Source organism: Idiomarina sp. 017G (genome assembly GCF_004362265.1).
Taxonomy (GTDB): Bacteria; Pseudomonadota; Gammaproteobacteria; order Enterobacterales; family Alteromonadaceae; genus Idiomarina; species Idiomarina loihiensis.
Genome location: NZ_SNWT01000012.1, coordinates 61,090 through 73,372, shown reverse-complemented (window position 1 = coordinate 73,372; position 12,283 = coordinate 61,090). Strand labels below are relative to the sequence as shown.

Here is a 12,283-nt window from a genome sequence, read left to right as displayed (position 1 = left end):
TCATTCAAAAGTTGCAATACAAATATTTCGTTTTGCTTAACTTCTGCAAGTGCCCACACAGTTTGCTTGGCTTGATATAATTGTTAAAGAGCGTTTCTCAGCAACCTTGGCTGCGAGAGGTGCGTATTCTACACACCGTGTGTTTTCCGTCAATACTTTTTTGAAAAAAGATTTTTTAGAAAACTTAGGTTTTCGGCGGCTTCGTTGCCTGCCTTGAACGTGGAGCGCATTTTAGAGATTTAACTCGTCCCGTCAAGCGCTTTTAGCACCTTTCTAACTGTTTTTTTACTGACTGCGTAAAGTTTCAGCAAATGTGATCAAATCCAACATAAATAAAGGGCGTTGGCACATAAAGGCATTGATGCGTAAAATAGAAGCCTGACTAATTACTGGCAAATATGGCGTAACCTCATAATGACTTACAAACGAATCGATACATCTGAATACCCACAACAACTCGCACAGAAGGCAGACCGGGTTAGAGAGATGTTTCGTCCTTTTCACCTTAATGAAGTGGAAGTGTTTGAATCGCCCGCCAGTCACTACAGAATGCGTGCTGAGTTTCGAGTTTGGCACGAAGGCGATGACTTATACTACATTATGTTTAACCCTGAGACGCGTGAAAAAATCCGCATGAATGAATTCATACCAGGGAGCCTGCTTATTAATGAACTAATGAAAGAGCTTATTAGTTTATTAAAGCCGAATGATGTTTTACGTCGCAAACTGTTTCAAGTGGATTTCCTGACTACCACCACCGGTGAAGCCATTATCTCTTTACTCTATCATCGCCCTTTAGATGACCAATGGGAACAGGAAGCCATCCAACTTCGCGAAGCGCTGACCTCTATAGCTAAGGTTGAAGTTATAGGAAGAGCTCGTAAGCAAAAACGCGTGTTATATAAAGAAAGCGTCACTGAAGAAGTTAAGGTTGATGGAAAAAGCTATCTGTCTCTACAAACCGAGAACAGCTTCACTCAGCCAAATGCCATTATTAATCAGCAAATGATCAGTTGGGCTAAACGCCACGCGGGCAACAATTCGCATGACTTATTAGAGCTCTACTGCGGCAACGGCAATTTTACCTTACCGCTGGCTGAGAACTTTAATCGCGTTTTAGCTACTGAAATTAGCAAAAGTTCTGTTGCGGCGGCTCGCGAGAACGCAGAATTGAACAATATTAAAAATGTCACCGTTGTTCGTATGTCTGCCGAAGAGTTTAGTGCAGCGTTAAGTGGAGAGCTGGAATCTAAACGGGCGGCTGATGCTGAGATTCACAGTTTTGATTGTCAAACCGTATTGGTTGATCCACCCAGAGCGGGTTTAGATAAAGACACGTTGAAGCTGGTGTCTCAGTATCAAAGAATAATTTATATTTCCTGTAACCCGGAAACTTTGACAGAGAACATTCATGATTTATCCAGTAGCCATAAAGTGACTGCAGCGGCAATGTTCGATCAGTTTCCCTACACAGACCACATTGAAACGGGCGTTGTTCTGGAAAGGAAGAGTTAACCTTGAACGGGCTCTTCCGCAACCGGGGAAAAATTAAGCTTGCGGCTTAAGCGAAGGTTCGAGACATGGGCATAAATAATGAGACCGGCACCAAATAGAATAATGACAGGTTCACCCCAGTGTCCCAGAATATCGCGTTGAGAATAGATAAATGCTCCTAGTAGTAACAATGACAGCAGGTGCCATTTACCGTGCTTCCGCGCACCACTAATAAGAGATAATAGCCCGATAACAACACTGAAGCCTAAAATGGTGTTTTCCAATAGGTCTTCGCCGATAAAGGCTAAACCCGCCATAGCGAGCAACGGCAGAATAACAGGCAGCAATAAGCAATGAATCGCACACAAAGTGGTGACCCAAATTCCTGCTTTATCCAAATTTTTGGATGCTGTTGCTGACATACTAGAAACGACCTTCTGCATAAACCTAAGCTGTAATATTATAACATACGAAAAGAATAGCCAAGGGAGATCAGAAAAAATTGTTTTCTCAGGCGATACTGATCAAGCAGTTTGAATAGAGAAAGGCAGCACTTCGGTTATTGATTTCGCTCCACAGGCAATCATTAGCAGCCGATCGAACCCTAGTGCTACGCCGGAACACGCGGGGAATCCCGACTCTAACGCCGCCAATAAACGAGTATCTTCGGGTTGTGTGGGCAAATTCAGCTGTTTACGTCGTTGATTATCCTGGCTAAAACGCAGACGTTGCTCAGCTGGATCAGCAAGCTCATTATAACCATTGGCCAATTCCACTCCCTGATAATAAAACTCAAATCTTCTGGAGACACGCGGATTATGCTGGTCAATTTTGGCCAAAGCAGCTTGCGACTTTGGAAACTCGGTGATGCAAATCGGTATCTCCGCAGGAAACTGGCCTTCTATTAATTCCGAAAATGCCACTTGAAGAATGGTATTTTCATCGTCTTCTTTTGACATCCAGTCCGTTAAAGCGGGTTGTTCAATAAGCTCTTGTCTGATGTTTTCAACACCGCAAGTCGTCAAAGGGTCTTCGCCAAGGTAATCAAGAAAACACTGCTGGTAGGTGATGACTTTAGTTTCCGGCGCGTCACAGACTTCAGTCAGCAGCTCTGAAACTTCAGCAATTAGCTGAATATCGTCGTACCCAACCCGGTACCACTCAAGTAAAGTAAATTCCGGATTATGGAAGCGCCCTATTTCGTCATCGCGCACCACATGGCTCAATTGATAAATATCTTTTCCATAGGCTGCAAGAATTCGCTTCATGGCGTATTCGGGAGAGGTCTGCAAATAGAGTGTTCTATTTCCTGAAGCCAGCGGATACTTGAATTCCGTGGTGAGATTATTCAGATGACAATCGGTTACCCCAAACTGGGACAACAAATGCGTATCGACTTCGGTTACCTTCCTTTCATAAAAAAACTGGCGGACTTGTCGCATGAAATCAGCGCGTTTAACAAGCACTGACCAATCTGCTGCTGGCCGCCAGTCGGTCGTCATATCTATTTACTTTTGAACGCGGGAAACGTATTCGCCCGAGCGAGTATCAACTTTGATCACTTCGCCAATTTGTACAAATAACGGAACACGAACAACAGCGCCAGTGCTCAGTGTGGCAGGTTTACCGCCAGTACCGGCAGTATCACCTTTAAGTCCGGGGTCAGTTTCAGTAATTTCCAATTCAACAAAGTTTGGCGGCTGCACATTAATTGGCTTCCCTTCCCACAGAGTCAAAGTACAAACATCTTGTTCGACAAGCCATTTCTCCGCTTCGCCTACCGCCTTCTCGTCGGCAGGAACTTGTTCAAAGGTTTCGTTATTCATGAAGTGCCAGAATTCACCATCGTTATAAAGATAAGACAGTTCCAACTCAATAACATCAGCGCCTTCAACGGATTCGCCCGACTTGAAGGTTTTCTCAACCACTTTACCGCTGATTAATTTGCGAATTTTAACGCGGTTAAAGGCCTGACCTTTACCGGGCTTAACCATTTCATTTTCAACGATCGAGCATGGCTCGCCGTCCTGCATGATTTTTAAACCACCTTTAAATTCACTCGTACTATAATTCGCCATAACAAGACTTTCCTTTGTAAATGCCTGATCATTTGCGCGCAATAATAAAACAAATAGCGACTTTTTTCAGGTAAAATATGGAGTATTTGCAGCAGTCGCGGAGGCGTAGTGCCTGAGCCAGCGTATCCTATCTCTATAAATGATCGTCCTGACTGGCAGTTTGAGCTGAAACAAGCCTATACCCAGCCAGAAGAACTGCTACGCGCACTCAAACTCGATCCCGCATTATTTAGTGAGGATATCAAAGCCCGTAAGCTCTTTGCTATGCGCGTGCCAAAGCCTTTTGTTGCGCAAATGCAAGTCGGAGACTCTAACGATCCATTATTACGTCAGGTGCTCCCTTTGCACAACGAGTTTGAGTCGGAGCCCGGTTACAGCACCGACCCTCTGCAAGAACAGCAAGGCCCCGTAAATGGTCTTCTGCACAAGTATAAAAGCCGAGTATTGTTGATACTGCAAGGCGGTTGCGCAGTCAATTGCCGTTATTGCTTTCGGCGTCACTTTCCTTACGACGAATTAACTTTCAGCAAACGCCAACTAACGGAGACACTGGAGTACATCCGACAACACCCGGAAATTAATGAGGTGATTCTGAGCGGCGGCGACCCTCTAATGGCAAAGGACGAGCGGCTTAAAGGGTTGATTAACGAATTTGAATTATTGCCCCAACTCACCCGTTTACGTATTCATAGCCGGTTGCCAGTCGTGATACCCTCCCGCCTGACGCATAAGCTTAAAGAAGTGCTCAGCAACAGTCGTTTGCAAAGCGTCTTAGTGCTTCATGCGAATCATGCAAATGAGATTTCTCCTGAGTTAGCCGGGGCACTCGATGACTGGCACCACGCGGGTATCCATTTACTGAACCAGAGCGTCTTGCTCAGCGGAGTAAATGATAATTTAACCGCGCTTATTGAGCTTAGTGAAAAGTTATTTAGTGCCCGGGTTATGCCCTACTATTTGCACCAGCTGGACAAAGTTGAAGGCGCCAGCCATTTCGCGGTTAGTGACGAGAAGGCGCAAGCCTTGTGGCAAAAAATGACTCATGAATTACCTGGGTTTCTGGTTCCTCGCCTGGTCAGAGAGGAAGCTGGTGAACTCAGTAAAACCGCTATCATGCCGGACGGCACTAATACATTAACAGAGGAAAAACTATGAGCGATAACCTGGAAAGTGTAGAAAGCAAACTGCAGGATCATCTTCAGCAACTGTATCGTCAAGTTATTGATGCAGACCAGTACCTTGACGATCTGCGTCAACAAGGCAAAGCCAAGTTCCAGGGCGTTTTCGCCGAGCAAACGGTATTTGAAAGCACAGGCAACCGTTTTCAGCCCTACCTTAATGAAATTGCTGCCAACTTTGAAAAATGGCAGCAGGACAAAGAAAACGAGCAGCAGTTACAGTTACTGGTCCAACAATTACAGTTAATGACTGAAACTCTTGCTCGCCTTAAAGCTATTCGTCAGGCTGGCTAACAAAGGTTTCTTCGAACCACTGAGTCAGCATCTGCTTTTCAAAATATAAGTCATCCCGTCTCATCCGTGATGCCAGGCTGTCGTAATTAAACCCCATATTTTTTACGTGAGCCTGGCCTTCCTTTACAGCTTCTCCGGAATTACTCATTAAACGATAATCAAATTCCATTCTAGGGAAGTCAATTTCCCGAACAATGCGCACGTAATTTGAACTCGAGCGTCCAAATGTCGGTTCAACCCGGCCGGTTAAATCAACGTCTGTTACGGTAATTTCCAGCTTCTGATCTTCAGGAAGCTTTGCCGCCAACTCCTGAAAATGCTCCGTCAGCTTATCCATCACCTTTTTCTGGTAACGATCACGTAAGCCATCGGCCGGTCGAATATCTGTGTAACTATCAACATCTTTCCAGGAAACTTCAGCCGTACCAGCATATGCTGTAAAGCTACAGGCTAATAACGCCGCTCCCACTATACCCTGAACACGCATGCTATCTTCCTCCCATACAATCGCCAAGGGTGTCATCTCTAGGTTAGAACACAAATAATGAAAAAAATTCCATAAAAAAAAGGGGAGCCATCAAGGCTCCCCTTTTCAAAAGTGCGTTGGGAGGCTTACATCATGCCGCCCATACCGCCCATTCCACCCATGTCGCCGCCAGGCATGCCGCCTGCGTTGTCATCTTGTGGGATGTCAGCAATCATTGCTTCGGTGGTGATCATCAGTGCGCCAACAGATGCCGCGAACTGAAGTGCCGAACGGGTCACTTTGGTTGGATCCAGAATACCCATTTCCAGCATATCGCCGTAAGTGTCGTTACCGGCATTGTAACCATAGTTACCTTCGCCAGCACGTACGTTGTTAGCAACCACAGAACCTTCGGCGCCAGCGTTCATTGCGATTTGACGCAACGGCGCTTCCATCGCACGCAGGGCTAAACGGATACCAACGTTCTGTTCTTCGTTGTCACCACGCAGTTCTGCCAGTTTGCTCGCAGCGCGAACCAAAGCAACACCACCACCAGGTACCACGCCTTCTTCAACAGCTGCACGAGTTGCATGCAACGCATCTTCAACGCGCGCTTTTTTCTCTTTCATTTCCATTTCAGTAGCAGCGCCGACTTTAATCACCGCAACACCGCCAGCTAACTTAGCCAGACGCTCTTGCAGTTTTTCACGGTCATAGTCAGACGTAGTGTCTTCCATCTGCTGCTTGATTTGGTTAACACGACCGTCGATAGCGGTATCGTCGCCATTACCGTCAACAACAGTGGTGTTGTCTTTAGTAATCACAACGCGCTTCGCAGTACCTAAGTCTTCCAGCTGCGTTTTTTCCAGCTCCATACCAATTTCTTCAGAAACCACAGTACCGCCAGTCAGAACAGCAATGTCCTGCAGCATAGCTTTACGACGGTCGCCAAAGCCTGGTGCTTTAACCGCAGCAACTTTAACGATGCCACGCATATTGTTCACAACCAGAGTTGCCAGCGCTTCGCCTTCAACGTCTTCAGCAATAATCAGCAGAGGTTTACCGGCTTTAGAAACACCTTCTAATACCGGCAGTAACTCGCGGATATTAGAGATTTTCTTATCAATCAGAAGAATGAACGGGTTGTCTAATTCAACCGAACCACTTTCCTGGTTGTTAATGAAGTAAGGAGACAAGTAACCACGGTCGAACTGCATACCTTCAACAACGTCCAGCTCGTCAGTCAGTGCTTGACCTTCTTCAACGGTGATAACACCTTCCTGGCCTACTTTGTCCATTGCCTGAGCAATGATTTCGCCAATAGTGTGATCAGCGTTTGCAGAAATAGTCGCTACCTGAGCAATGGCTTTGCTGTCGGCACAAGGCTGAGAAATTTTCTTCAGCTCTTCAACTGCAGCGATAACCGCTTTGTCGATACCGCGCTTAAGATCCATCGGGTTCATGCCTGCGGCTACTGACTTCAAGCCTTCGTTAACAATGGCTTGAGCCAGAACGGTTGCGGTTGTTGTACCGTCACCCGCTTCGTCATTTGCTTTAGACGCCACTTCTTTAACCATCTGCGCGCCCATGTTCTCGAACTTATCTTCCAGCTCGATTTCTTTCGCAACAGACACACCGTCTTTGGTGATAACAGGAGAACCGTAAGACTTATCTAATACAACGTTGCGACCTTTTGGACCCAGCGTCACTTTTACTGAATCAGCAAGAATGTTAACGCCTTTCAGCATTTTTTGACGTGCTGTGTTACCAAATTTGACTTCTTTAGCTGCCATTTTTGCTTTCCTCTTAAATTCGTTTAGTCGGTTGTGCTAGTAAGCGTTTCTGACGTCTTATTCTTCAACAGCCAGAATGTCGCTTTCGCTCATGATTAAGTACTCTTCACCGTCAATTTTCTCGGTTTTAACACCGTAGCCTTCATTGAACAGCACTTTGTCACCAGCTTTTACGTCTAGTGCACGTACCTCACCGTTATCCAGAATGCGGCCTTTGCCTACTGCTACGATTTCACCGCGAGTAGATTTTTCTGCCGCAGAACCAGTCAGAACAATGCCGCCAGCCGATTTCGCTTCGACTTCAGTGCGCTTAATAATGACTCGATCGTGTAAAGGACGAAGTTTCATTGTTGATAACTCCTCAACCTATTGTTGTTAGTGGTTAATACCCCTAAGGGGCGGATAAAAATGTGTGTGCACATTAAATGGGGGAGGAATTTTTGTTATCAAGGGGGAAGCTCAAAAATTTTTATGCTAATTTGCAAAACTGACAGGCGCTATAGGGAGGTTCTATGACTCAGCAACCACAATTGATTTTATGCACCACAGACAGTTCTGACTCGGCTAAACAGCTGGCGCGTTCTCTGCTCGAAAAAAAGCTAGTGGCCTGCGTCAACATAGTGCCTAATATGACCTCTATTTACTCCTGGCAGGGCGAATTGCATGAAGACCATGAGTGGCTTTTACTGATAAAATCGACTGCGGAACGTTTCAGTGACATAAAAAGTACCATCAGTGCTATTCACCCTTACGATTCTCCAGAATTAATAAGCATCAATATTGAAGATGGTTTACCCGATTATCTGACGTGGATACAGGACTCAGTTAAATGATACAAAGATTCATCACATGTCTCGCAGCCTTAACTCTGGTTTTTGCCGTCGTTGCGCCAGCACATAGTGTGCAGTCGAATCCATTCCAGCAGGACAATCAGTTTTTATCGGTAGATCAGGCTTTTGATTTCGACAGCGAAGTTAATGACAGCAAAGTGACGGTCAGTTGGGTTGTCGCTCCCGAGTACTATTTGTATCAACACCGCTTTAAGGTGGTTCCCGAAAATGCATTAGCAGCAGAACCCGAACTCCCGCAAGGCGAGTCTCATAACGATGAGTTTTTTGGCGAGTCAATTGTATACCGCAACTACGTTGAGTGGTCTTTTACACCTAACCCGGAGTTTTCCGGCGACACCATTACCGTTCAGTATCAGGGCTGCGCAGATGCGGGGTTATGTTACCCGCCCACTGAAAAGCAGATTAAACTCTCCAGTACTAGTGAAACGGCCCCCGCCACCGCACCGCCAAACACCGACAGCAGCCTGTTCGGTATAGGTGAACAACATTTAATCATTACATTGTTACTCTTTTTTGCTTTGGGTATTGGCTTAGCTTTTACCCCCTGCGTGTTTCCTATGTACCCCATTTTATCCGGCGTTGTGCTGGGCAACCGTGAACGTAACTGGAAAAACACACTTTGGCTTTCCTTTATATACGTTCAGGGTATGGCCATTACCTATTCTCTATTAGGCCTGGTTGTGGCATCAGCGGGTATGCAGTATCAGGCTTACTTTCAGCATCCGGTGGTGTTAATTGTTCTTGCAGTATTGTTCGCGCTTTTTGCTTTGAGTATGTTCGGAGCTTATACGCTGCAGCTTCCTATTAGCTGGCAGTCAAAACTGCAAAGCTTTAGCGGCCAGCAAAGCGGAGGCAATATCGTTGGCGTCTTTATTATCGGCGCTATTTCCGGCCTGGTAGCATCACCCTGTACCACAGCCCCCTTGTCAGGGGCGTTACTCTTTATTGCGCAATCGGGCGATATGGTAAGCGGCGTCGCTATTCTTTACGCATTAAGCCTGGGTATGGGCGTGCCGCTTATTCTATTCGGCTTAAGTGGCGGCAAGCTTCTGCCCAAAGCCGGCGCGTGGATGAACGTGGTTAAGCAGTTCTTCGGTTGGCTGTTATTGGCAGTTACCTTATTCTTAATTGAGCGCCTTATTCCGACCAGTATTAGCATGTGGCTGTGGATTTTTTACTTTATTCTCGCCGCCGTATCTCTGGCTGTTTCGATAAGCCAGCCGCTTCGGATCACCACGAAAGTTATCACTATTGTACTCTTAGCAGCGGCGGCTACTACAGGCAGTTACTGGCAGGTTAATAAAGCGCAACTGGAACAAAAAAGTCACGGCCTTTTTACTGTTGTTAGTAATGTCAGCGACATACAACAACAAGTAGCAGAAAGTGACCGATGGGTAATGCTAGACCTTTATGCGGACTGGTGCGTGGCCTGCAAGGAATTCGAGCAGTACACCTTTTCAGATGAGCAGGTTCAGGCGCAGTTTCAGGAGTTTAAACTCATTCAGGCCGATGTTACCCGCAATAACGCGCAAGACGTTGAGATTCTGAGTCGCTACAAGGTGCTGGGGCTACCCACCATTCTGTTCTTTGACCCTGAAGGCAACGAACGCCCTGAATACCGGGTTACCGGTTATATGAACGCTGAGGATTTCAAAAAGCATCTGGAAAAGATAGTTTCCGAGTAAACTTGTGCCTAAATGCGCTGATAAGACCAGTAAAGTGCTGCAATCTTGCTTTTTTTCCCTATAATACTGTTGTTATAGGAACCCAAACTGAAAGTTGTGGTCACTTTTAATAGTTTCCGTAACTTCACAGCAAATGGCGGCACAATGGCAGAACGTTTTAAAATATTAGTGCTCAATGGCCCGAATCTAAATTTACTGGGGCAGCGTGAACCAGAGCTTTATGGTAAGCAAAGCCTGGATGATATCGCTGATTCGCTGGGAGCCATTGCTAAACAACACGCAACAGCACTAGATTTCCGTCAGTCCAATGCTGAACACCAGTTAATTGACTGGATCCAGCAAGCCGCCAAAGACTCCGTAGATTATATTGTGATTAATCCGGCAGCCTACGCACACACCAGCGTGGCATTACGCGATGCGTTATTGGCTGTGAAAATCCCTTTTATTGAAGTGCACCTTTCCAATATTTATCGCCGTGAGAGCTTCCGCCACCATTCTTATTTGGCAGACGTGGCTGACGGTGTTATCTGCGGGCTTGGCGCCCGTGGTTATGAATACGCATTACAAGCAGCTTTAACTACATTGAACAATACAGATAACTAAAGGTAGACGTTAGCATGGATATCCGAAAAATTAAGAAACTGATCGAGCTCGTTGAAGAATCTGGCGTAGCAGAACTGGAAATTACCGAGGGCGAAGAGTCAGTTCGGATTAATCGTTACAGTGCGCAGCCTGCACCGATGCAATACGCGCCACAACCGCAACACGCCCCTCAGCAAGCGCCACAATCAGCTCCGGCAAGCCAGCCAGCGGCTGAACCAGCCAGTGAAGAAATTAGCGGCCACGTTGTTCGCTCTCCTATGGTTGGAACCTTCTACGAAGCTCCATCTCCTGATGCAAAGCCTTTCGTTACTGTTGGCTCTCGCGTTAATGCCGGCGAAACACTGTGCATTATTGAAGCAATGAAAATGATGAACCAGATTGAAGCAGACAAATCCGGTGTCGTTAAACAGATTTTAGTAGATAACGAAGAGCCGGTTGAATTTGATCAGCCACTGTTTATCATCGAATAAAGTAACCGCAGGTATTTGTCATGTTAGATAAAGTGGTCATTGCCAACCGTGGCGAAATTGCACTGCGCATACTGCGAGCCTGTAAAGAGCTCGGCATTAAAACAGTGGCAGTTCATTCAACGGTTGATAGAAACCTTAAACACGTTTTACTTGCAGACGAAGCAATTTGCATAGGTAAAGCGCCAGCGAACGAGAGCTACCTGAACATTCCCCGTATTATCAGCGCAGCTGAAATTACGGATGCAGCAGCTATTCACCCGGGTTACGGCTTTCTGGCCGAAAACGCCGATTTTGCTGAACAAGTTGAACAATCTGGCTTCATTTTTGTTGGACCAACGCCGGATCTTATCCGTCTTATGGGCGACAAAGTATCAGCCATTAAGGCAATGAAGAAAACTGGCGTTCCTTGCGTTCCGGGGTCGGATGGCCCTCTGGATGACGACGACGAACGTAATAAGAAGCTTGCTAAGCGCATTGGTTACCCCATTATTATTAAAGCAGCAGGCGGCGGCGGTGGTCGTGGTATGCGGGTTGTACGCGAGGAGAGCGAATTGCTCAGCTCTATCACTATGACTCAGAACGAAGCTCGCGCAGCCTTCGGTAACCCTGTTGTCTATATGGAAAAGTTCCTTGAAAACCCTCGCCATGTGGAAATTCAGGTTCTGGCCGATGGACAAGGCAATGCCATTCATTTAGGTGAACGTGACTGCTCGATGCAGCGTCGTCACCAGAAAGTGGTTGAAGAGGCACCTGCGCCGGGTATCACCCCTGAAATGCGTAAATTTATTGGTGAGCGTTGTGCCAAAGCTTGTGTAGAGCTTGGCTACCGTGGCGCTGGTACATTTGAATTCTTGTACGAAAATGGCGAATTCTATTTCATTGAAATGAACACCCGTATTCAGGTTGAGCATCCGGTTACCGAGATGGTCACAGGTATCGACTTGATTAAAGAGCAGCTGCGCATTGCAGCCGGTCGCCAGCTTTCGGTCAGCCAGGAAGATGTTGTCATTCGTGGTCATGCCATTGAATGCCGGATTAACGCCGAAGACCCTGAAACCTTTACACCGTCACCGGGCACTATCACCCGTTTCCATTCTCCGGGAGGTTTTGGTGTTCGCTGGGACTCTCACGTTTATGCCGATTACAAAGTACCGCCAAACTATGACTCGATGATAGGTAAGCTAATTACTTACGGCGAAAACCGCGATATTGCTATTGCCCGTATGCGTAATGCCTTAAATGAATTGATCATCGAAGACATTAAAACCAATATTCCTCTGCAAAAGTCGATTATGGCAGATGAAAATTTCCAGCATGGTGGCACGAATATTCACTATCTTGAGAAAAAACTTGGTATAGGCGGGCATTAAT

At 46.2% G+C, this 12,283-nt stretch carries 14 protein-coding genes; 8 read left to right on the top strand and 6 right to left on the bottom strand.

Features of this window, described 5'->3' with window-relative positions:
- Positions 1–414 precede the first annotated feature (414 nt).
- The gene (gene trmA / locus DEU30_RS12945; protein WP_016341401.1) at positions 415–1,515 is read left to right on the top strand and encodes a tRNA (uridine(54)-C5)-methyltransferase TrmA; all 1,101 of its coding nucleotides are present in this window, start codon (positions 415–417) and stop codon (positions 1,513–1,515) included.
- Here the strand turns inward: trmA and DEU30_RS12940 are convergent.
- From DEU30_RS12940 to efp, 3 genes are all read right to left on the bottom strand, one after another.
- Positions 1,512–1,916: a MerC domain-containing protein gene (locus DEU30_RS12940; RefSeq protein WP_114982396.1), complete on the bottom strand. Its 405-nt coding sequence runs from the start codon at positions 1,914–1,916 to the stop codon at positions 1,512–1,514. The two genes, trmA and DEU30_RS12940, sit on opposite strands and share 4 nt — an antisense overlap.
- Positions 1,917–2,018: 102 nt before the next feature.
- Positions 2,019–2,996, bottom strand: a complete 978-nt coding sequence (gene epmA / locus DEU30_RS12935) for an EF-P lysine aminoacylase EpmA (RefSeq protein WP_034822562.1) — start codon at positions 2,994–2,996, stop codon at positions 2,019–2,021.
- Positions 2,997–3,002: 6 nt separating this feature from the next.
- Positions 3,003–3,572 carry an elongation factor P gene (efp, locus tag DEU30_RS12930; protein ID WP_011235502.1) on the bottom strand — a complete coding sequence of 190 codons (570 nt, stop codon included), beginning with the start codon at positions 3,570–3,572 and terminating at the stop codon, positions 3,003–3,005.
- Positions 3,573–3,680: 108 nt separating this feature from the next.
- Here efp and epmB point away from each other — a divergent pair, with 108 nt between their 5' ends.
- Positions 3,681–4,727 (top strand): EF-P beta-lysylation protein EpmB, encoded by a 1,047-nt coding sequence (epmB, locus tag DEU30_RS12925; RefSeq protein WP_011235503.1) that lies wholly within the window; start codon positions 3,681–3,683, stop codon positions 4,725–4,727.
- Entirely contained in the window at positions 4,724–5,044 is a 321-nt protein-coding gene (priC, locus tag DEU30_RS12920; protein WP_011235504.1) for a primosomal replication protein PriC, read from the top strand. Before epmB ends, priC begins: the two co-directional genes overlap by 4 nt.
- On the opposite strand, the gene DEU30_RS12915 is transcribed toward priC, so the two are convergent.
- From DEU30_RS12915 to DEU30_RS12905, 3 genes are all read right to left on the bottom strand, one after another.
- On the bottom strand, positions 5,025–5,531 hold the full coding sequence (locus tag DEU30_RS12915) for a DUF3016 domain-containing protein (RefSeq protein ID WP_114982397.1): 507 nt from the start codon (positions 5,529–5,531) through the stop codon (positions 5,025–5,027). The genes priC and DEU30_RS12915 overlap by 20 nt on opposite strands.
- A 125-nt stretch (positions 5,532–5,656) precedes the next feature.
- Positions 5,657–7,303 carry a chaperonin GroEL gene (groL, locus tag DEU30_RS12910; RefSeq protein WP_011235506.1) on the bottom strand — a complete coding sequence of 549 codons (1,647 nt, stop codon included), beginning with the start codon at positions 7,301–7,303 and terminating at the stop codon, positions 5,657–5,659.
- Between the two features lie 57 nt (positions 7,304–7,360).
- The gene (locus DEU30_RS12905; protein ID WP_011235507.1) at positions 7,361–7,651 is read right to left on the bottom strand and encodes a co-chaperone GroES; all 291 of its coding nucleotides are present in this window, start codon (positions 7,649–7,651) and stop codon (positions 7,361–7,363) included.
- A gap of 164 nt (positions 7,652–7,815) precedes the next feature.
- Here DEU30_RS12905 and cutA point away from each other — a divergent pair, with 164 nt between their 5' ends.
- The 5 genes from cutA (at position 7,816) to accC (ending at position 12,282) form a co-directional block, all read left to right on the top strand.
- Entirely contained in the window at positions 7,816–8,136 is a 321-nt protein-coding gene (gene cutA / locus DEU30_RS12900) for a divalent-cation tolerance protein CutA (protein ID WP_114982398.1), read from the top strand.
- Positions 8,133–9,839 carry a protein-disulfide reductase DsbD gene (locus tag DEU30_RS12895; RefSeq protein ID WP_114982399.1) on the top strand — a complete coding sequence of 569 codons (1,707 nt, stop codon included), beginning with the start codon at positions 8,133–8,135 and terminating at the stop codon, positions 9,837–9,839. The genes cutA and DEU30_RS12895 overlap by 4 nt, the downstream gene beginning before the upstream one ends.
- Positions 9,840–9,983: 144 nt before the next feature.
- Complete coding sequence (gene aroQ, locus DEU30_RS12890) at positions 9,984–10,442, top strand: type II 3-dehydroquinate dehydratase (RefSeq protein WP_011235510.1); 459 nt, start codon at positions 9,984–9,986, stop codon at positions 10,440–10,442.
- Between the two features lie 14 nt (positions 10,443–10,456).
- Complete coding sequence (gene accB / locus DEU30_RS12885; RefSeq protein ID WP_011235511.1) at positions 10,457–10,912, top strand: acetyl-CoA carboxylase biotin carboxyl carrier protein; 456 nt, start codon at positions 10,457–10,459, stop codon at positions 10,910–10,912.
- Positions 10,913–10,932: 20 nt separating this feature from the next.
- A complete protein-coding gene (accC, locus tag DEU30_RS12880; protein WP_011235512.1) occupies positions 10,933–12,282 on the top strand; it encodes an acetyl-CoA carboxylase biotin carboxylase subunit in 1,350 nt (449 codons plus the stop codon).
- Position 12,283 lies beyond the last annotated feature (1 nt).

Coding starts and splice junctions, on each gene's coding strand:
- DEU30_RS12895 (WP_114982399.1), top strand. CDS start 8,133: ATGATACAAAGATTCATCACATGTCTCGCAGCCTTAACTCTGGTTTTT.
- cutA (WP_114982398.1), top strand. CDS start 7,816: ATGACTCAGCAACCACAATTGATTTTATGCACCACAGACAGTTCTGAC.
- priC (WP_011235504.1), top strand. CDS start 4,724: ATGAGCGATAACCTGGAAAGTGTAGAAAGCAAACTGCAGGATCATCTT.
- accB (WP_011235511.1), top strand. CDS start 10,457: ATGGATATCCGAAAAATTAAGAAACTGATCGAGCTCGTTGAAGAATCT.
- efp (WP_011235502.1), bottom strand. CDS start 3,572: ATGGCGAATTATAGTACGAGTGAATTTAAAGGTGGTTTAAAAATCATG.
- groL (WP_011235506.1), bottom strand. CDS start 7,303: ATGGCAGCTAAAGAAGTCAAATTTGGTAACACAGCACGTCAAAAAATG.
- DEU30_RS12915 (WP_114982397.1), bottom strand. CDS start 5,531: ATGCGTGTTCAGGGTATAGTGGGAGCGGCGTTATTAGCCTGTAGCTTT.
- aroQ (WP_011235510.1), top strand. CDS start 9,984: ATGGCAGAACGTTTTAAAATATTAGTGCTCAATGGCCCGAATCTAAAT.
- DEU30_RS12905 (WP_011235507.1), bottom strand. CDS start 7,651: ATGAAACTTCGTCCTTTACACGATCGAGTCATTATTAAGCGCACTGAA.
- DEU30_RS12940 (WP_114982396.1), bottom strand. CDS start 1,916: ATGTCAGCAACAGCATCCAAAAATTTGGATAAAGCAGGAATTTGGGTC.
- trmA (WP_016341401.1), top strand. CDS start 415: ATGACTTACAAACGAATCGATACATCTGAATACCCACAACAACTCGCA.
- epmA (WP_034822562.1), bottom strand. CDS start 2,996: ATGACGACCGACTGGCGGCCAGCAGCAGATTGGTCAGTGCTTGTTAAA.
- accC (WP_011235512.1), top strand. CDS start 10,933: ATGTTAGATAAAGTGGTCATTGCCAACCGTGGCGAAATTGCACTGCGC.